The organism is Gimesia fumaroli (assembly GCF_007754425.1).
Lineage (GTDB): Bacteria > Planctomycetota > Planctomycetia > Planctomycetales > Planctomycetaceae > Gimesia > Gimesia fumaroli.
This window is the reverse complement of record NZ_CP037452.1, coordinates 4,881,281-4,900,713: the sequence shown is the minus strand read 5'-3', so window position 1 is coordinate 4,900,713 and position 19,433 is coordinate 4,881,281. Positions and strand designations below refer to the sequence as shown.

15 protein-coding genes are annotated in these 19,433 nt (G+C 50.4%); 8 read left to right on the top strand and 7 right to left on the bottom strand.

Annotated features, from left to right (window positions below):
* The first annotated feature begins 91 nt into the window (after positions 1–91).
* The 3 genes from Enr17x_RS18500 (at position 92) to Enr17x_RS18490 (ending at position 3,634) form a co-directional block, all read left to right on the top strand.
* On the top strand, positions 92–1,444 hold the full coding sequence (locus tag Enr17x_RS18500) for an NHL repeat-containing protein (RefSeq protein ID WP_145311209.1): 1,353 nt from the start codon (positions 92–94) through the stop codon (positions 1,442–1,444).
* Between the two features lie 7 nt (positions 1,445–1,451).
* The gene (locus tag Enr17x_RS18495; RefSeq protein ID WP_145311208.1) at positions 1,452–2,441 is read left to right on the top strand and encodes a PhnD/SsuA/transferrin family substrate-binding protein; all 990 of its coding nucleotides are present in this window, start codon (positions 1,452–1,454) and stop codon (positions 2,439–2,441) included.
* 191 nt (positions 2,442–2,632) lie between these two features.
* Positions 2,633–3,634 (top strand): outer membrane protein assembly factor BamB family protein, encoded by a 1,002-nt coding sequence (locus Enr17x_RS18490; RefSeq protein ID WP_198000663.1) that lies wholly within the window; start codon positions 2,633–2,635, stop codon positions 3,632–3,634.
* A 95-nt stretch (positions 3,635–3,729) separates the two neighbouring features.
* On the opposite strand, the gene Enr17x_RS18485 is transcribed toward Enr17x_RS18490, so the two are convergent.
* Complete coding sequence (locus Enr17x_RS18485) at positions 3,730–4,206, bottom strand: cytochrome c (RefSeq protein ID WP_145311206.1); 477 nt, start codon at positions 4,204–4,206, stop codon at positions 3,730–3,732.
* Between the two features lie 645 nt (positions 4,207–4,851).
* On the opposite strand from Enr17x_RS18485, the gene Enr17x_RS18480 reads away from it, so the two are divergent.
* Positions 4,852–5,373: an SMI1/KNR4 family protein gene (locus Enr17x_RS18480; RefSeq protein WP_145311205.1), complete on the top strand. Its 522-nt coding sequence runs from the start codon at positions 4,852–4,854 to the stop codon at positions 5,371–5,373.
* Positions 5,374–5,386: 13 nt separating this feature from the next.
* Here Enr17x_RS18480 and Enr17x_RS18475 read toward each other — a convergent pair whose 3' ends face one another.
* Together Enr17x_RS18475 and Enr17x_RS30260 are read right to left on the bottom strand one after the other, a co-directional pair.
* Entirely contained in the window at positions 5,387–8,668 is a 3,282-nt protein-coding gene (locus tag Enr17x_RS18475) for a DUF6797 domain-containing protein (protein WP_198000662.1), read from the bottom strand.
* A 410-nt stretch (positions 8,669–9,078) separates the two neighbouring features.
* Positions 9,079–9,750 carry an EF-hand domain-containing protein gene (locus Enr17x_RS30260; protein ID WP_198000661.1) on the bottom strand — a complete coding sequence of 224 codons (672 nt, stop codon included), beginning with the start codon at positions 9,748–9,750 and terminating at the stop codon, positions 9,079–9,081.
* Positions 9,751–10,111: 361 nt separating this feature from the next.
* Here Enr17x_RS30260 and Enr17x_RS18465 point away from each other — a divergent pair, with 361 nt between their 5' ends.
* Positions 10,112–10,714 carry a hypothetical protein gene (locus Enr17x_RS18465; RefSeq protein ID WP_145311202.1) on the top strand — a complete coding sequence of 201 codons (603 nt, stop codon included), beginning with the start codon at positions 10,112–10,114 and terminating at the stop codon, positions 10,712–10,714.
* Positions 10,715–10,752: 38 nt separating this feature from the next.
* Here Enr17x_RS18465 and Enr17x_RS18460 read toward each other — a convergent pair whose 3' ends face one another.
* Both Enr17x_RS18460 and Enr17x_RS18455 read right to left on the bottom strand, forming a co-directional pair.
* A complete protein-coding gene (locus Enr17x_RS18460) occupies positions 10,753–11,367 on the bottom strand; it encodes a hypothetical protein (RefSeq protein WP_145311201.1) in 615 nt (204 codons plus the stop codon).
* Between the two features lie 8 nt (positions 11,368–11,375).
* Positions 11,376–12,701, bottom strand: a complete 1,326-nt coding sequence (locus Enr17x_RS18455) for an FG-GAP repeat domain-containing protein (RefSeq protein WP_145311200.1) — start codon at positions 12,699–12,701, stop codon at positions 11,376–11,378.
* A gap of 313 nt (positions 12,702–13,014) precedes the next feature.
* On the opposite strand from Enr17x_RS18455, the gene Enr17x_RS18450 reads away from it, so the two are divergent.
* The 3 genes from Enr17x_RS18450 to Enr17x_RS18440 all read left to right on the top strand — a co-directional run bounded on the left by Enr17x_RS18450 (position 13,015) and on the right by Enr17x_RS18440 (position 17,200).
* On the top strand, positions 13,015–13,947 hold the full coding sequence (locus Enr17x_RS18450) for an outer membrane protein assembly factor BamB family protein (RefSeq protein ID WP_145311199.1): 933 nt from the start codon (positions 13,015–13,017) through the stop codon (positions 13,945–13,947).
* A 188-nt stretch (positions 13,948–14,135) separates the two neighbouring features.
* On the top strand, positions 14,136–14,519 hold the full coding sequence (locus Enr17x_RS18445; RefSeq protein WP_145311198.1) for a BlaI/MecI/CopY family transcriptional regulator: 384 nt from the start codon (positions 14,136–14,138) through the stop codon (positions 14,517–14,519).
* A 5-nt stretch (positions 14,520–14,524) separates the two neighbouring features.
* Positions 14,525–17,200: a M56 family metallopeptidase gene (locus tag Enr17x_RS18440; RefSeq protein ID WP_145311197.1), complete on the top strand. Its 2,676-nt coding sequence runs from the start codon at positions 14,525–14,527 to the stop codon at positions 17,198–17,200.
* A 38-nt stretch (positions 17,201–17,238) separates the two neighbouring features.
* On the opposite strand, the gene Enr17x_RS18435 is transcribed toward Enr17x_RS18440, so the two are convergent.
* Complete coding sequence (locus tag Enr17x_RS18435) at positions 17,239–18,057, bottom strand: class II glutamine amidotransferase (protein WP_145311196.1); 819 nt, start codon at positions 18,055–18,057, stop codon at positions 17,239–17,241.
* Positions 18,058–18,216: 159 nt separating this feature from the next.
* Positions 18,217–19,425, bottom strand: a complete 1,209-nt coding sequence (locus Enr17x_RS18430; protein WP_145311195.1) for a DUF1501 domain-containing protein — start codon at positions 19,423–19,425, stop codon at positions 18,217–18,219.
* Between the last annotated feature and the right edge of the window lie 8 nt (positions 19,426–19,433).

Here is a 19,433-nt window from a genome sequence, read left to right as displayed (position 1 = left end):
CAACGTTTTACGGCTAACACCAACGAGGCTGCTTCGAAGGGAACTTGGAGCTGACCTCTAAATCGAAATTTTTCCCAAAGGGAGAACAGCGATGCGCGATTCTCATGTGACACACTGGATGCGGCAGACAGTTTTTTTCGGGTGTTGTTTCAGTCTGGCAGCAATCAGCGCGGGTGAAGCGGCGGAACCCAAAACGAAGGTTTCTGATTCAAAGGAGAAACCGGTTCAAGTACGGATTCAGGTGCAGAATGGACAAGTCGTCCCGCTGATTTCTGGGGGGGCACCTCTTAAGAAAACAGAATCGGTCAAAGTACCAGAAGGGACCCATGAGCAGATTGCCGTGATTGAAGTCGGCAGCAAACGCATTCTCGGCATGCGGATCAATACGTTTTGTATGGATCAAGCCGGTAATCTCCTGGCCGCCTGTGGTTCCGGCCCCGGTCAAATTCGGGTTTTTAATCCAGACGGTCAATTGCTGGATACCTGGAATATTCGGATCGCTCCAGATGCCATCAATGTGGATCAGGACGGCACTATCTACGTCGCTGGTAGCGGAAAGTTGTTGAAGCTCGACAACAAAGGAAAGGTGTTGATGACCAAAGAAGCCCCGCATGCCAAGGCGGTCAAAGAGAACAACGTCAAACTGCGCGAACAGGTGGTGCAGCAGATGAAAGCCCGGTCCTCCACAGTAGTGAATATGGTTCCGCGGCTTGAAAAAATGATTCAGCAGATCAAGGATAAAAGCAAAACGCCAACAGAGCAGGACAAAAAACGCATTCTGTCCTATGAACGAATTCTGGAACAATACAAGAAAATGGAACAGGCGGCCAAGAAGGTGAAGGAACCGACCGATCAGGAGATCGATGCTCAGGTGGCCGCAATGTCAAAACGGAAACTGCGGGTTTCCTCCATTTCTGTGAATGAGAATGAGATTTTCATTGCCTGTTCCGCGATTAAAGGTTACGGCTATGAAGTCTGGCGAACGGATAAAAATTTTGACAATCCGACTGTGATTGTCAAAGGACTTCGCGGCTGCTGCGGTCAGATGGATGTGCAATGTAACGATGACGGAATCTTCGTTGCTGAAAACTCGCGGCACCGTGTGAACCATTATGATCGGAATGGAAAATTGATCAAGCATTGGGGAAAACGGGATCGCAACGGAGTCGAAGGGTTCGGTAGTTGCTGTAATCCGATGAATGTCGCAGTTGGTAGAGCCGGAGAAGTATATACGGCGGAATCAAACCTGGGGTACATTAAACGCTATTCGGCCGACGGTAAGTATCTTGACTTTGTCGGGAAAGTAAAACTTGTTCCAGGATGCAAGAACGTTTCGATCATGGTCTCTCCTGATGGGGACCGGGTTTATATGATGGATCTCACTCGCAATCACATCATCGTGATGGCGCGCAAACCAACGGCGACCGCAAGCACGTCAAAGTAAAAAACTGGTGGGACGCGATTCCGTTCTGCGTGTCGCAGTTCAGTTTCCAACGGAAATCACTCGCCTGGATGAGGAGAGAAAAGTGACGTTCAAACAGATTTCATTTCACCTGATGTCTTTTGTGTTGTGCCTGGCATGCAGTGGACCCACCGCGTTCGCAGGCGAAACGGCACCGGCAAAGCAGGGCAGTCCACAGTTGTTGACGTTGATTGTAATGGACCCGCTGGCAGCGCCGCTCTCCTGTCCCTGTGTGAAAGGTTACGCCCAGCGCGACTATGAGAAACTGGGTGCCTATCTGGAAAAGGAACTGGGCCGCAAGGTCGAGGTGAAGTTTTCGGAATCACTGGCGAAAGCCGTTCCGGAAAAAGCGAATAACCGTGCCTACCTGATTATTGGCAAGCAGTCTGTGGTACTCGCTGATGCAGGTGCTTTAAAACTGAAAGTACAGGGGGTTGCCCGTCTGTCCGATCTCAAGGGATCAACCACTCAGACCGGATTGATTGTGGTTCCAGCGAAGGACCCGGCTCAAACCGCGAAGGATTTACAAGGCTATCGCATTTTCTTCGGGCCCTCTGAATGCGATGAAAAGCATCAGGCCGCGATGAACATTTTGAAAAAGGCTCATGTATCGATTCCGAAAAAGTTGGAAATCAGCGAAGCCTGTAGTGATGGTGCCTGTAAAATTCTGGAGTTTGACAAAGACGTGCGTGCCGCCGCCGTGATTTCCAGTTATGCCAAGCCGCTTCTGCAAGGTTGTGGCACGATTAAAAAAGGCGACCTGCGTGTTGTGGCAGAAACAAAACCGGTTCCCTTTATCACGGCTTTTACTGGTGGGAAAATGAATGCCGCCGAACAAAAAGAAATCAGCACAGCATTGATGAATGTGGTGACACAGCCGGAACTCTGTCAGTCGTTAGAATCTCTGTTGGGATTTGTAACCCTCGAAAATCCAGTTGGTTCGTCTCAACCAAAAACAGCGGCCTTAAAAAAAAAGTAGCTGACCCGCAGAATGAACCATCGACGGCCGTCTGGCCCGGCTGGCTCGGACCAAAGCGGAATGGTACGGTTCCGAAACTGCCGGAATCTTTACCTGCGACCGCCAACCGGATCTGGGATTTTACCCTCGCGTTCCCGGGACTGGGGGGCATTGCCGCGACCGAGGACAAGGTTGTCTTTGGAGATCGCGGTTTGAATAACCAGACTGATCTCTTCCGATGTCTGTCCGCTCGTGAGGGAAAAGTGTTATGGGAGCTGGGATATCTGGCGCCGGGGGAACTCGATTATGGGAACTCTCCCCGTGCCACGCCGTTGATTTACGGCAAGCTGGTTTTTCTGTTCGGCGCGTTTGGCGACTTGCATTGCGTGGAGTTAGCGACAGGGAACGTCGTCTGGAAAAAGAACCTGTACCGGGAGTATGGCCTGTTCGAAAAGCCGACCTGGGGCAGCTGTTCGTCACCTATGATCGTGGAGAACCGGCTGATTGTGAACCCCGGTGCAAAGGAAGCCTCGCTGGTGGCCCTCGATCCACAGACCGGGAAAGCCTTATGGCAGACGCCTGGCAACGCAGCCGCCTATGGTTCGCTCATCGTGGGTAAATTTGGCGGGCGACACCAGATTGTCGGCCATGATGCGGTCTCGCTGGGAGGCTGGGACGTCAAGACCGGAGCGAGACTCTGGACCGTGGTTCCGGAATTTACGGGAGACTTTAATGTTCCCACGCCGTTGGCTCTGGACGGCAAGCTGCTGGTCACGACAGAAAATAACGGGACTCGTTTGTATGATTTTGATCAAAACGGAATCATCAAACCAAAGCCACTTGCGGTGAACGAAGATCTGAACCCTGATATGAGTACGCCGATCCGAATCGGCGACCAGATCTTTTGTGTCTGGAATGAGATGTACTGTCTTAACTGGAAAAACGGACTGAAAACCGCCTGGTACGGAGACGACAATGCGTTCGGAGATTACGCCGCACTGATCACCGATTCGAAACGGATTCTCGTGATCGGCAAGGGAGGGACGTTAGTGCTGATCGACGGCAAAGCAAAGCAGTTCAAAGTCAATTCCCGGCTGAATCTCTTTTCCAATCCGGGTACTGAGAATATTTTTTCCCACTGTGCCCTCGTAGGCAGCCGTCTCTACATCCGTGGAGAAAGTGAACTGATCTGTGTTGATCTGGCTAAGAAATAGTCTGGGAGAATCGACCTTCTTCATTGAATAAAACGCGTCTGAATATCCGGGGATGATTCAGACGCGTTTGTTTTTATCTCTACTATTTGGGAGCGTTATGGTTTCAGCTGATGCTTGCCATTATCAAATTGTTTGTGGCAGGCATTGCAGTTTTTCAGCATCGAGGCGAATTTCGCTTTGCTGGCTTGATAGTCTTTTGCCTTCGCTGCCTTGTAGAGCTGACCACCAAACTGGCGCACCTGAATGCTATGCTGATCCCAGTCTGCACGGTTGTTTTCAGGTTTGTGCAGCAACAGAAGATTTCCACCTTCTGCCAGAATCAGCGAGTCGGATTTGACGGCTTTCCAGATCTGATTATTATCCGGCTCGGTCGAGAGGGATTTCTTCAGACGTCTGTAAGTCGGCTGGAACACATATTCCATGAATTCGTGCATATCTGGTTCAACAGGAACCCCAGTTTGTGGCTTTTCGGTAGTAGCGGCTTGCGTTGGTGAGGTCTGAGACCAGGATAAAAATACGCCCATTCCCAGAAGCAGTCCCGCGGTCAGCAGATATCGAACATTCAGATTCATTTTGTTTATTCCTAAAAAATCAGTGAAAATAAAATTCAAGTGTGATGGGAGCGACAGCATCCATTCCAGGTGGAATTAAATTCAAATGATCTGTCCACCCACAGGAAATTAAAGAATCGATAGCGGCAGTACGCTATTTAAATCAGTAGCATATTCAAAAATAGATAGGTTTGCTGGCTGCATATCCCCTCGAAGAGTGAAGAGGTTTGGTCGGAAATTTTACCTGGTTTTTGAATGGGATTGAATACAAAGATCAGGCCAGTGTGATCTGTATCAGACGTAACAGGCTGGTTCGGTTGGATTTTGGGAGCGATCTCATTTTCTGTTACAGCAAACGGCCAGTCCGAGTGGCAATGCCAACCTTGTGGAAGTTGCGATGGGGGTGTATTCGAGTGGTACAATTGCAGATGTCTGGCTAACTGTTGCCCGCTCAAACCCTGATGCGTGTGCGTCCAGTGTGATGGCCACAAACTGATCGTGAGTATTAACAGCAGGGCAAATTGTCTGATATAATGATTTGTCATAAGCTGAATCAAGAATTTACAATACTCAAAGCATAGTGGGCAAAACCGGACCGCTTTCAGGAGTTAACATCAAGATTGTAATCGGTGCAGGAACAGCCAACAACAATAAGGGCTCTAACAGATGGCAAAAATGAAAGAGGTGATCGCGCAAATTGCTGAACTGACGATTGAGGATGAGGATGGCGAAGAGTGTGAGGTTGAGCTCGAAGAGCCCGCTTCAGCCGAGGAATTAAGCGACATTTCAGAAAATATTCCGCTCAATGCGGAACTGATCGACTTTTATTTGACAACAAATGGGATGCTGTTGTTCTCGGATGAAATCTATGATTTGGAATCTTTGGACTACGATAGCGAAAACGGAATCATCACAATTCATGAATGGGGGAATGGTGATTTCACTTGCATAGCGACGCAGCAGTCAAAGTACCCGGAAGGAACGGTTCTGTTCATGAACCATTCACCGGATGTCCTGGTTCCGATTGCCGATTCGCTGAGTGATTGGCTGCTGAAGGTTGTTGCCGAATACCAGAAGAAAGGAAGGTTACTACACCCTGCTGATTATTTTCGGTCTCCACAAGAGCAGGGGCTCTATAGTCATGTCATCAATGCGCTACGTGGGCGAGATTGTGAGTTGAATGGTTAGAGCTGGTTAGTCGTTATTCCTCTTTTGGTACCCCGTTGATGGTCCAGTAGATCTCTTCGTGAAACGGTTTTCTCTGCTGGTCTTTCAGATTCAATTTCAGATGCACTTGATTGACTGGTTTCAGATCAGGTACGGTCAGCTTGACACTCTTGCCGTCTGCGGAAAGGGTTGCTTGGGTGAAGTTTAACTTCTCTTTGCCCGGTTGATCGGTGGTGGGAGAATACATGTCCGAGCCGTAATTGGGGCGCCAATGGTAGTTCCAGTGTTCGGCGACGTAAGAAGTCAAGTCGGCGGCGGTTGTCGGATCGAGGGGGAAATTGAAGTCGATGCGTAATCCATCCGGTTCGACCTGGCAATCAGTCACCAGTGAAATCGGTTTGCCTGTATAACGCAGGCGTTGAATGCCTTGATCGACGAGTCCCGGTCGGCCGCCGCCGTTCCAGCCGTCCAGACCGACAGCATAAACCTGACCGTCAGCCGGGTTGACCCGCGCCCTGTGAATACCGGTGCTGAAATCAAAGGGTAATTTGATGATCGCAGACTGGCTGACGTTATCCCATTCCTGCAGCATCAGATAATACAACCAGCCTTTTCCGAAGCTGGTATGCAGCAATCGACCGGAAAGGGGGCCCCAGCGTGGATCGTCGATCCAGAGTTGTCCGCCCGAAGAATTGTCAAAGTCTTGCGGCATCCAGATCAGCGGTTGGTCAAACGATTTCGGTGGGACGACTTTGCGATGATCAATCCGACCGCCATCGGGGGCCCAGTTGTTTCCGCCAGAATGTGTCTGCACATAACCATAAAAGCCGCCCGGCTTGACCAGGCTGATTTTGGAAGCCGGAATCCAGTTGCCCTGATTGTCGCTGACCGTCATCCGGTTGTCGGGCAACATGCCCATGCCGTTGGGCGTGCGGAATCCCGTGCAATAGACGTCGCGTTGTTTTCCATCGGGTGAGACTTTAATCACCGCGCCCGGCAACGCATAGCTCGTATACTGGCCGCACTTCGCATAATAAAAGTTGCCTTCCGAATCGGTGTGCAGATCAAAGTTAAACGAATGGAAGAAGCGGGAGACATCGGTGTCTGCCGAAAAGCTTTCGTAGAAGTCGGCTTCGCCGTCCTGATTCAGATCATGCAGCCGCGTCAATCGATCTTTGCAGGTGACATAGATTGTGTTGTCCACCACCTTCACCCCAAACGGCTCATACAGGCCGCCGGCGAAGCGTTTCCATTTCAGATTATGCAAGCTCTCATCAATGCCAGAGACAATCCAGATATCGCCGCCGTGTGTTGAGACGACCATGCGACCATCGGGAAAAAAGTCGAGTGCCGAGGTGCGAAACCAGGTATTCCAGGGAGTCGAATCCGGGATGCTGATCGTGTCCAGCACATAGGCGCCCTGTTCCAGGCCCGGATAACCGACGGTTTTCAAAACAGCGGGCCAGTTAGCGGGACCACCCCCGGTCAAACTTTGAGGATCGACGGGAGCTACGGAATTGTCTTCTTTTAACAGTCCTCGCAGAGCTTGCAAATCGTTCGTCCCACTTCCAGCAAAACAAATAACCTCAACGAGCCGTGGTTTATCATCTTGGGGGATGGTTAAGATCAGTCGCTGTTGTGAGTCAACGTGCCAGTTCATTCCACTGATATCCCCGGTGACGGCGGATGCGGTAAAGGGACCGAGTTGAGTCCCCTGTGATCGACCGCTGATAGCAATTGCGTTCTTTGCAGCCCCCTGTTTCTGTAGAGGCTGCGTCTCGTTTCCCGTTAATACACCGAAAAAATTCGCTTCTCTCTTAATGGGAGTGGCCGTTCCCAGGACCAGTGTGTTTCCGGGAGCGACGCGTAAGGAGTGTCGAACTGCTGTTTTCCCTTTGACGACTTGCGGCAGTTCGAAAATCTCACGCCCGTCAATCTGGTACGAGAGCACCAGTTGCTTGCCGTGCAGATAGTGTCCGTGATAATCGAGCCACTTTTTCGGCAGCGGTCCCCGTGGAAGCAGATTCTCTTGCGGATAATCGAGGGTTCCATTGTGGCCCCACTGCCAGCCCGACAGATTATTCAGTAGTTTTCCCTGTGGCTGAGGCACCCCTTCACCGCGTCCGCGAATATGTTGTGTCTGGCTTAAATCGAGAAACCCGTCTTGCCAGAGTTCCGCTTGATTCAGTGTATGCAGGTCGTACGAGATGGTTGTTGCATCATCCAGTTTCACTGTCAGGGCACTGGTGGTGATTCGCCCCAACTGTGATGCCAGTGCCGGGCCGAAATCGCGTTCGATGTTGAGGTCAAAATCGCCTGACTTTGTTCCCTTGGGAAGACTGTTCCGGTATTCCTCGGTCACCGCGGTGTAGACCGGGTTGCTCGGTTTCATAAAAGCTTCTCGAATGTAATGTACGACCTGGTAACGTTCTTTCGGGCTCAGGTGCTGCATCGGCCCCATCAGGCCGTTCCCTTTGGAGAGTGTGAGAAACATCCGGTACGGGTCGGCACCGAATTTCAAAGGCTGGGAACCGAAGGCCCGGGCCGTGGGCAGGGACGGTTTGTTGCCATCCATGCCATGACAGTTCTTGCATAGGCCGTGAAAGATCCGTTTTCCTTGCTCAAAGTCTCGCTGATTCATCCGTCGCAGGATGCCCGCGTGGTCCAGATTTTGCGTATCGTCTTTGACGAGTAATTCTTCTGCCGAGGGTTTCAATTCTGCGGCACGCTGTTGACCGCCGCGGGCCACAGTGAATACATAACTGACCAGGTCATAGAAGTCTGCCTGGTTTTTCAGTGTCGCGACCAGACCGGCGGGCATCATGGATTTCTTGCCGACGGTTTTCTCGTCGATGTCTGATTTGGGAACGACGATTTCCTGTTGCAGGTTCGCTGCATCGCGCAAAACGAGCGAACCCTTGCGGTCTTGTGCAACCAGACCGGAAATCACCTTACCGTCATTAGTGAGGATCGTGACCGTCTCGAATCCCTGTTTGATTTTCTTCGACGGAAAGAGAATCGATTCGATCAGATATTCATCCGAGACTGTTTCCGGTGTTTGCGTCAGATCGGGTCCCAGCGGGGTCGCCTCGTTTCCACTGTCATGGCACTTGATACACGCCGCAACCGATTTGTAAAAAATCAGGGCGCCTCGTTTCGGGTTTCCCCGTTGATGGGATTCGCGTGCCAGTTGTTCCAGCGGGGCTTGTTTGAGTTGTTGTTCCAGTGAACTTGCCGGCGGTTGTGCTACGGCAGGTGGAATCAGTAAACCAATTAGACAGCAGACCACCAGATACGAGCGCAGCATCATTTTCATGGAAGTGACCTTCATCAGTGATATTTAGTGGGTTCTCTATATAAGAGAACAACTGTAGTATCACTATCTTAGAAGAGACACGGACAACATTCCAGAATAGAACCCGAGTCGGACCATGAAATATTGCAGTCAATCAGAAATGATCAGGCAACTAAAGAATGCGGTATCGACCTGAGCGGTTCCGCGCCAGACACCACTATTGAATTTGATCTGAATATCGAGACAGAATGACGATCGAATCCCTGTTCCGCGGTGATAAAGTGAAATGAAAAAGTGCCAGGAATCTTTGTTGACCAGTAAAGCGACTGTATAACACGAACTCGGAACTCGAAACTACAGTCGCCCCAAGGAGTACACCACCAAAGTCGTTAATCGATTCCTGGCACCTGAGCCTCTCAAAATGAGCGTTTTCAAAGAGCGGGTTTTTTAATTCGGGGAGGTTGTTCCGGATTCAATTTACTTTTGATGCGTTCCAGAATGACGGTCTGTTCTTCGGCGTCGATTGAACCATCCGTATTTGTATCCAGAGTTCGGAACAACCGTTGGAGTTGTCTGGGAACTTCGGTTCGACTGACTACATTATCCCGGTTTCGATCCAGTCTCTGGAAGATCTCGGCATTCAGACCGATCCCGTTTGCTCTGGGATTACCACTCAGGATTCTGGCACGATCGATGACGGCCATCTGTTCCAGCCGATTCAACACGCCATCATTGTTGATATCCGCATTGGATATCCGGCTTTGCAGTTGAGTGGGGACTTCATTCGATGCGATCATCCCATCCCGGTTTCGATCCATTTGCAATAACATCTGGGTGACTACTTCGGTGGTGTCTGTGGTTGTACCCTGGGCTCCCATTCCGCCACCGCGCATCTGCATACCTCCGCCTCCCTGCTGGCACTGTCCGCCGCCTCCTTGTCCCATCTGCTGACCTCCTCCGCGCGGGCCCCCTCCCTGCTGACCGCCACCGCCGCCACGTGGGCCTCCGCCGCCTCGACCGCCACCGCCGCCTCGCTGGGCATAGGCATCACTGGCAAAAATCATCAGCGCAAACAATGTGAGTAGAAAACCAATTTTTCGCATACGTAAAATCCCCTCTATCGGACTACAATTGTGAAATCTCAAAAATCCCGTTGGCCCGATCGGGTAATAGACTGACTGTGAATTCGATTCACAACCAGAGACACTTGGTTTCGAAGATGAAAATAAAGGAGATAGGAATCAAAACACATTCTAGAAACGCTGTATCCCCGGAAGAATAAAAGGAGATAGAATCAATATGCCGGGGGGGAGAACTGTCTCTATTCTATTAAACGAGACGCAAATCACGATTGCTACTACAATTTTTGGGAAAAACTGGGATTGAAAATATTTGATCAGCGCGAGATAACTGAATGAGACAAGAGTTCATAATAAAAGGCTGGTCATATAAAGGATCGGGAATGTGAAATTGATCAGCAAGAGAGAATGGCAACGGAATTATCAGCAGACCGTGATCGATCTGATTCACGAATGCTTCCCGCCGAATCAATATCTGGTCGAAATTGACGGAACGCAGTTGGTACGGGCTGAAGGTGTTGTATTCGACGAAATCCTGTGCGACTTTGCTGGTAAAACCTGGGACCAGCTGGATCACACGTTGATCACACATCATCAGGACGCACCATTGTTCATGTCGTATGAGGGGTTCCTGAAATTCCTGCCTGCATTTTTAATTGACTTGTTCCGTGAGGACACACAAGTACTGCATATTGTCTGGAACAGTCTGCTGGAATTTCGTTTCGAAGTACGTCCATCGCATTCGCAGATTGAATTAAACAACGATCAGCTTCTGTGTTGTATCCTGTCTTTTGTTCGATCCAGCAATTTTCCGCTGGATACGATGATCCCCCGTCGCACGGCTGAGGAATATTTTCATAACCCCAGCCCGGAAGCCGCCTTTAACATGCTGACACTGGGCCTGTCCCACGAACGCATTGCCAACATCCAGGCTTGGATCGAACAGATCAATGATTATTTCGTAATCGAACGCTGGGACCAGGGGTAAAACGGCTTTAAACCGATTTTCTGAAAACAGTAGTTTCCTTATTGATTTTCTTTCTCAACCTGCACTGTAACCTTGAGTTTAATCTCAGCGGGTTTCAGACAGCGAAATTCATCACAAGCCTGATAGCTGACGTGGCAGGTGATTTCCTGTTTGCCGGGTTCTGCGTCGCTGGTAACCTGAATGTGGCGATGGAAAACAGGTTTGCCCATATAAGCCGGATGTCCAACGGGGGCCAGAGAGCGATCAGGTGAGGGGGACTCCCATACTTTCGCCGCTTGAAAACCAGTTGGCAGATTCAGTGTTAATTGGGTCGCTGTATCTGCTGGTAGCGCATCGAAGGCGCGAATTTCCCATAGGGGAGCGATTTCAAACAGGACTGACAAGTCCAAGGTCTCGCCTGGTTTGACGTGACTCTTTGGAACGCGGAGAGTCACAGAAACCGGCTTTCCCTTGATGCGATGTGTTAACTCAGTTGGTTTTTGCTCGATTTCAGTGATTTCCGTCTGAGTGAGATCTTGGGGAGTACTGTTAACCGCATCGTGTTTTTGTTCAACGGACTTTTCACAACCGAACAGGGAAAGCCCGGCATAGACAATCAACCAAACTATCAGAGTTGACCGCTGTTTATCTGAAGCGGGTGCATTGATATTCAAGGCGCTGATTACTTTCTTAGAAACAGCCAGACATAGCCGTGTGATTTTGCCAGATCATAGCTGTGATTACCTTTATGGGCCGTACCGGCGAGCAGGGGCTGCATCTGGCTGACGTATTCTGCTTCGAATGCTTCCATTTTTTTTGCTTCCGGGCTGTCCTTCAATGCTTTGTAGGCTGTTGACCATTCTTCGTTTGCTTTATCGGTATAGATTCCATCGCCGGGATACCGTTTTCTGATATCATCCTGAAGTGCTTTCAGTTTTGTGCTATACGGCTCAGCGGCTTGTTTGAGTTTTGACAGCAGTGTTTTGACCTGCTGTTTTTCTTTGGAAGTTAGATTCTTTCGGAACTCAAACGCCGTGCAGAAGTCGCCTAGAAGGAGATCGAGCTTACCATCTTTGTTAAAGTCGACGACTTCAATTTGTGAACGGATACCGGGAACAATGTCCTGTTCACTCCAGCGTACCAGATCATAGCCACAACCATCATGTTTGGTGACGAGTATCTGGCTTTCTGTAAACTGAGGTGCGGTTTTGGAACCGACATTTCGAAACCAGACGACACTGCCATCATCACTTCCCGAGAGAATGTCCCACAGGCCGTCCTGGTCCCAGTCGGCGACCACCGGACAACAGTGCTTTTCGACTTTGAGTGGTTCCTTGCCGGCGTTGATCGTTTGGTTTTCGGTTGCAAAGACGAACTTTTTAGCATTTCCTTCATTCAATCGTAGTTTCAGATGTCCGTCAAAACAGCCGATCAATAAATCAAAATCGCCATCGGCGTCCCAGTCGACCGGAGTATAAAAACTGCCAAACGACTGACTCTTTCTTTTTTGATCGACTGCAAAACGAACCGGAATTCCAGCTTTGTCAACCAGTTCTACAGGGGCGGCAAACTTCTGATGACCTAAGCACCGGAAGTAGTAGCAGTAGCCAGGATCGTAAGAGCTGCTAATGAAATCTCTGAGACCATCTCCGTCGAGATCAACAAATCGAGGTTGTCCACCAACGCAGCAATAGATATTAACTTGCGCGTCTTTGCCAGCGGCTTGTATTTTTCCGATGCTAATGTAGACGGGGGCATCACTACGACCGACGTTTTTATAGAAATGAAAATTTCCTCTGAAATCTCCCAGAATGAGATCATCGAGTCGATCTCCGTCCAGATCTTCAATACAGGGACTACTATGCCCCCAGTGATCGCCGGTATCAATGACTTTTCCGTCGGCTTTCAAACGAACCGGTTTTTCAAACACGTCATCTGCCTGGACCGGGGCAGACAAGGTCTGCAAACAGGCCAACGCACACACTACTGACAAGCAACGAGAGATCATGCGAGATCCTTTCGTTTTGTGAAGTTTTAGACTGGTCCTTTCGGTCAGTAATCAGAGTGGCTGTACTTCTGGAATTGTCTGACTTATTTATTAGATACCCAATAAATAATTTAAATTCATTTAGACGGACACTATTTTGGGGCAACGATTCAATCTCCATTCCTGAAATCAGACACCACACTCTATTTGGGTTTCGGTTGCATGATTACGATGATATGATGTGTTAAATCATTAAGTCCCATCATTTTATTGAATTGGACTTCAAATAACGCATTTCTAATTGAGTTCTCATCAAACAGGAATCTATCAAACCATGAAACGCGCCTCGCAGTTCCTCATTATTTTGACGTGTCTTTTGATGGCTACTTCCGCCTCTGCTGAGCGGCTGGTACTGGTGGGGGCTTCCTATCAGAAAAATATCCTCGCGATCTGTGATGCGGACGGGAAGGTGCTCTGGTCATATCAAACGGCAGGTCCTGAGAAGGGACACGCGGGGCATCATGATGTGCAACTGCTGCCCAACGGTAACATTCTGTTTCATGATAGCTGGACCGGGCTCAAAGAGATTACGTTGGATAAAAAAATCGTCTGGACCTATGACAGTGCCACCATGAATGGGAACGCGGGCAAGCGGGTCGACGTGCATGCGTTCAAGCGGCTGCCCAACGGCAACACCGTGATTGTCGAAAGTGGCGTCGGGCGGATCATCGAAGTCGATCAGCAGGGCAAGCTCGTGCATCAATTCCCGCTGAAGAAGGGGGGCACACAGTCCACGCGACTGACGCGGATCACGCCACAAGGCACGTTTTTGGTCTGTTCGGAAAATCCCGGCGTGGTGACCGAATACAATCGAAACGGCGAAATCATCTGGGACTACTTGACGAATACTCGCGTGTATGGTGCCATTCGTCTCAAAAACGGCAACACGCTTATCGCTTCGGGCAGCGGCAACAGTGTTCTCGAAGTCACCCTGGACAAAAAAGTCGTCTGGGAAATCAAAGGCAAGGTTCCTGACACCGACGTTGAGCTCAAATGGACTACCTGCCTGCAGCAGTTGGAGAACGGCAACCTGGTCATCGGCAACTGTCACGCCGGGCCGAACAATCCACAGATACTGGAACTGGACGGCGACAGAAACGTCGTCTGGGAGTTCGACGAATTCGATCTCGTCGGTAACGGCCTGGCGTGCTGGGAAATTCTGAATGACGCACAAGCAAAACTGGTGCGAAAGAAACTCGCAGAGTAATCATCCTGATATTGGGGAAACTGCTTGTTATCAGGCAGGCTAAGCCATCACGGGGAATTCTGTGATCGCAGTAGTCATTAGGATGTGTTCAGATTATCTAATTAATTAGATAATATTCTTGACGGACAAAGTATCGTGTGATCTAATCGATCTATAAATCGAAAGAATTCGATTATGAGGAAGCAGAAATGGCACGACAGACAACCCGGTATCCCACTGAACTGGAATTGGAAATATTAAAACGGCTCTGGCAGCAAGGCCCGCTTTCGGGACATGCGATTCGTGATGCACTCAGTCCGGAGCGGGAAGTGACGTATCAATCCGTGATGACGATTCTGGGGATCATGGAAGAGAAGGGATATGTCAAGCGGAAGAAAACAGGGGGCAGCTATCTGTATCGTGCCAGTGTCACCGAAAAGGCGACTTCAAAGCGAATGTTGCACGATCTGGTCGCACGTGTCTTTCACGGGTCAGCAGCTGCGGCCATGCTGAATTTGCTGGAAACATCGGATCTATCTGACGAAGATCTTTCTCAACTGCGTGAGATTGTCAACCGCCGTAATCAGGAGTGATCGAAATGCTGGACTGGAATCAGGAATTCTGCGTGAACCTCGTGACGTGTTTCGTTCATTTACTATGGCAGGGGCTCATTATTGGAGCCGGATTCGCGGTCTTGATGGGAGTGCTTCGAAATCGCTCACCCCAGTCGCGGCACGCCTGGGGGCTGGTTTGTCTCCTGATTTTTGGTCTGTGTGTGCCTGTAACGTATTTGACAATCAGTGACCCTGTCTCATCTACATCAGAAGTTCTCACATCTACCGGTCAGACGAAGCCCGCGATACAGGCGCCTGCAAAAGAGACAATCCCACTGACGACGACGGAAATGCAGGAGGGATTTAATACGAGCGCAGCACAAGAACTGTCTTCGGCGGAAAAGACGCGTTTCCCTGTCTCCACACGATCCTGGGATTATCGTCGCATCGCACCTCTGTTGATTGCGGCTTACTTTGTGGGAGTATTATTTTTCGTTGCGCGACTGGGATTCGGTGTCTATCTCAGCCGTATCTACCGACAGCTTGCGACGCCGGTGACTCAACCGGAGCTCGTCGCTTCGATTGAAAAGGTCACTCGTCAAATTGGACTTGCACTGCAGCCTCCTGTCATGTGGTGTCAACAAGTCGGCGTTCCATCTGTGGTTGGCATCTTTCGGCCGACGGTCCTGTTACCGTTGGCCTGTCTGACTCGACTAAAACCGGAACAACTGGAACAGATTCTGTTTCACGAATTGACCCACATCCGGCGTTACGATCACCTGTTTAATCTGGCTCAGAATACATTAGAAGCAGTACTCTTCTTTCACCCGGTGGTCTGGTTTATTTCAAAACGGGTACGACTGGAACGTGAATTCTGCTGCGATGCCGCTGTCGTTGCAGCGGGCAGTCATGCTGACGAGTATGCAAAATTACTAATTGATGTCGCTGAAATTGCGAAAGCGGGGTCGACCAGAATGAATCCGATTGCTGTTTCAGCAACAGGTCGTGTGTCAATTCTAGGCATTCGGATTGAACGAATCCTGGGGCACAGACGAAGTCAGAAAGACCGCTTGTTCGAAACCGGCAGCCTGATTACGACGACAATGTTTCTGGGACTGTTCTGTCTCCTGGCATTCCAGGTTCCCTCGGTTGCCGATCCCATTGATGATCGTGCAACTCCTCTGGTTTTGCAGGAACAAGGAGCTGATACCAGTGAGCCAAAGTCAGCAGAGGCTGATGGACAACCAAAGCCGGCTGCCCCTAATGAAATTGTGGGGATCGTCATTGACGAACAGGGCAAACCGATTGAAGGAGTTCTGGTGGATGCCTGGACGTGGTGGAAAGGGACGGAAACGAAAACCAACAAGCAGGGGATCTTCAGATTAAAACCAAAATCAGACGGTGGACGCGCGGAAGTTCGTATCAGTAAACCTGGTTATTCGCCACATTATATCGTGCAACAGGCCTGTGGAGAGGACCTTCTGACTGTCACACTCAACAACAAAACCTATATCGAAGGTCAACTACTGGACCCCAGTGGGAAACCAGTTGCGAATGCCATGATCCAGGGGCTACAGGGACCGAAACGGGGGCCCGGAGTCATGATCAGCGAGGTGAAGACAGAGACGAAGACGGATGTCTCTGGTCGCTATCGAATGTATGTCTTTCCAGATACCTATGAGATGCGTGTTTCTGTTCCCGGGGTCGGCGTGGCGCGTGTCCCCAATATTGTGGTCGCCAGTGATCAGGCAAAAACGCTGGATCTTCAACTGAAACAGGGCGTTCGTTTTGAGGCCCGTGTGATCGATGCCGACACAGGCAAACCGGTAGAGCAGGTTGTACTCTGGTCCTGGCGTGATCTCTCTGTGGTTGGCAAGTCTGATGCGAATGGGAAAATCGTGATCGACGAGATGCTGCCCGGCGAATTCCGTTTTCAGGTTGGCTATGGAAAGTCTCAAAAAATCAACGGTGTCAATGGCTATTTTCATGGCATCTTAGGTCGCTGGTGGTCTCCCGATGCTGTAAAGGAGTGGCAACACAAGACGATTCAACAAGACGGCTGGCAGCGTAACTTTGATGCTTTAACTTTTAACCTCTCAACTGGAATGGCCCCCGTTTCGATTGTAGTGGAGAAAGGGGTTGAATTCTCTGGAAAAGTATTTGATCCTGATGGCAATCCCGTTGCCGGAGCCACCGTTGCTCCAGCAAAAAGCGGTAGTGGGAACTCGTTAACCGGCGATACGCGTTACAGTGTCCAGACAAAAGAGGATGGTAGCTATCGCGTCGTCATGCCTGCCGGCAACCGCTTCGAATACAATCTGATGGTCCACGATGGCAAATATCAGCAATGGCGCAACTGGGCAAATGGAGTGAGCCAGCCCGTTCATTCCAGTCCTGACCAGAAATTCGAAGACTTTAACCTGACGTTGACTCGCCCTTGTACCATCAAAGGACGCGTTGTATCAGCCAGTGGTCGAAACGTAAAAGGGCTTCGCGTTGGTTCTCAGGCAGCAGATTTACTGGTCAATCGCTATTACGATCCCACTACAAAGACCAAAGAAGATGGGACCTTCGAATTGAAGTTCGTTCGCCCCGGAGAGAATTATATCCGAGTGGACCCATTCCATTTCATCGCGACTTCCGGTCTGCCAGGAACATGGGAGAAGCTTGACTTGAAATCAGGCGAAGTCTATGAAGACGTTGAACTGGTTATCGAATAAAGCTGCTTGTCACTGCTTTGGGCTATGACGACTTTGGCTCAGGTTCCTGGTACAAAGGCGGTGACGCTCACCGCACCTTGTTCCACGGTCAGCAGAGACGATTCGGGAACTTCCTGCCAGTTTTCGGTTAAGTCGTCCAATGGTTCGGAGACGACAATCGTTGCATCGGCTGGTAGACTCCCATAGCTACCATCAAGATCGTGCAGGGCATGCAAATGACTGCTGTGATACAACGTTCGGGACTCGTTGTTGCTGGAATAACGTACCGCCCAGAGGCTCTGTCCGTCGGTTACACAGGCACTAAAAAAGAGGGGCGCTTTGATGCCGGCGGACTGGCGGGCACGTTCGACATGACCGATCATCCGGGCCAGGGCTTGGGGAGCGTCATCGCGCAAACCAAAAGTGAGGGCCAGGAAAAACAGAATTTCTGAATCGGTTGAACCCTGAATAAAGGGAAACAAATCGGGATCGACGTCGAACAATAGTTCTCGTCTGAGGGAACGAAATTCGGGAACCGAACCGTTGTGTTGAAACAGCCAGTTTTCAAACGCGAAAGGATGACAGTTGGTATTCTGCACCGCGGTTCCCGTGGAAGCACGCACATGTGCCAGGAACAGCCCCGATTGAATGTGTTCCGACAGATGCCGGAAGTTTTCATCATTCCAGGCGGGATGCGTATCACGATAAACGCCCGGCGTCGGATCTTCACCGTACCAGCCCACACCAAATCCGTCTCCATTCAGACTCTCAATGTTGTGCGTTGCATGGCGGCTCTGGTCAATCAGAGAATGGCTGGGACGCGTTAACAGGGCACTCAGTTTGAGTGGAGAACCGGAATAGGCAAGCCAGCGGCACATGGGAAACGCTTTCCGTTAAGCTTAATGAGGCGTGTTTATGCGATTGAAAACATCAACAGGCCGCCATTTTAGCAATCTTAGATTCCGAGCGGAACAGCGTTCGCCGCCGTTATGATGTGCAGGGCTGAAATATTATTTCGCGTGATTGGTTTTGACAGATTACGATTGCAATAAATCCATCGCGGCAAAATTCCCCTGCAGACATGTTTGTGGATTGATCTCGAGCCATTTGGAAAGAACGGTCGCATAAACACGGCGGAAGTCGGTTGTCATTTTAAGATCACCGTCAACCAAATCGGCCAGATCCGGAGTGGAGCCGTGCAGCCCGGCTTTGACCGACGGGCCTGCTAGAAATACGGGTCCGGCGGTGCCGTGATCGGTTCCCTGGGAATCGTTTTCTGCTACTCGGCGTCCGAATTCACTGAAGACCAGTACCAGCACGCGATCGTCCAGTTGAGAGTCACGCAGATCGTTGAGGAACGCGCTCAGGGCACCGCTGAATTCAGAGAGGCGTCGATAATGGTCGAATTCCTGATTGATGTGCGTGTCGTAGCCGGCTTGAACTGTGTAGTAAACGCGGGGTTCAAGTTCGGCACGAATCAGCCGGGCGATGCCTTTCAGCCGATTTGCCAGACCACTTTGTGGATAACGCGTTTCGGTTGTACCGGCGTTTTTCAGTTTGGTAATGCGAGCGGCCGTCGCTCGTGCATCCACTGTGCGTCGCCGCACAAACTGAAGTAGATCGTCTGTTGTGCTTTCATCTGGTTTCGTTTCGGAGTTGGGCGTATGAGAGTCGAGTTGCAGTTCTGCGAGGCTTCGAATCGTCGCTTGTGTTGCCTGCCGTCCGCGCAGCGCCTGCGGTGGATCAACGTTGCCCAGGCAGATGGCGTCGGCGAATGTGCGCACCTGTTTTGATTTCTGATCGAGGGCACGTCCCAGCCAGCCATAGCCGCCGTGCGCATTCGGGTTCATTAGAGCTGACTGCCAGATTCCCATGCTCTCAAAGTGAGAGCGATTGGGGTTTGGATATCCGACCCCCTGAACGATCGCCAGTCGTCCGTCTTCCACAAGTTGAGCAGTGCCGGTCATCGCCGGATGCAAGCCGATTTTCGAATTCAGTTTCAGAACCTTTGCTTCCGTAATTTGTAATGTTTTGCGATGTTTCTGGTAGTTCTCATCATTAAAGGGGACGACCGTATTCAGTCCGTCATTACCTCCGTTGAGTTCAATCACGACCAGAATCCGTCCGTGACTCTTCTTCTCAGCCGCTTGCAGCGACCGTGTTAGAAAGCAGGGGACCGATGAAGCGAGCGAGAGGATTGACGTTGACAGGAGTGAAGTGTCTAGAAACTGGCGACGCGTCAACATGGGAAACT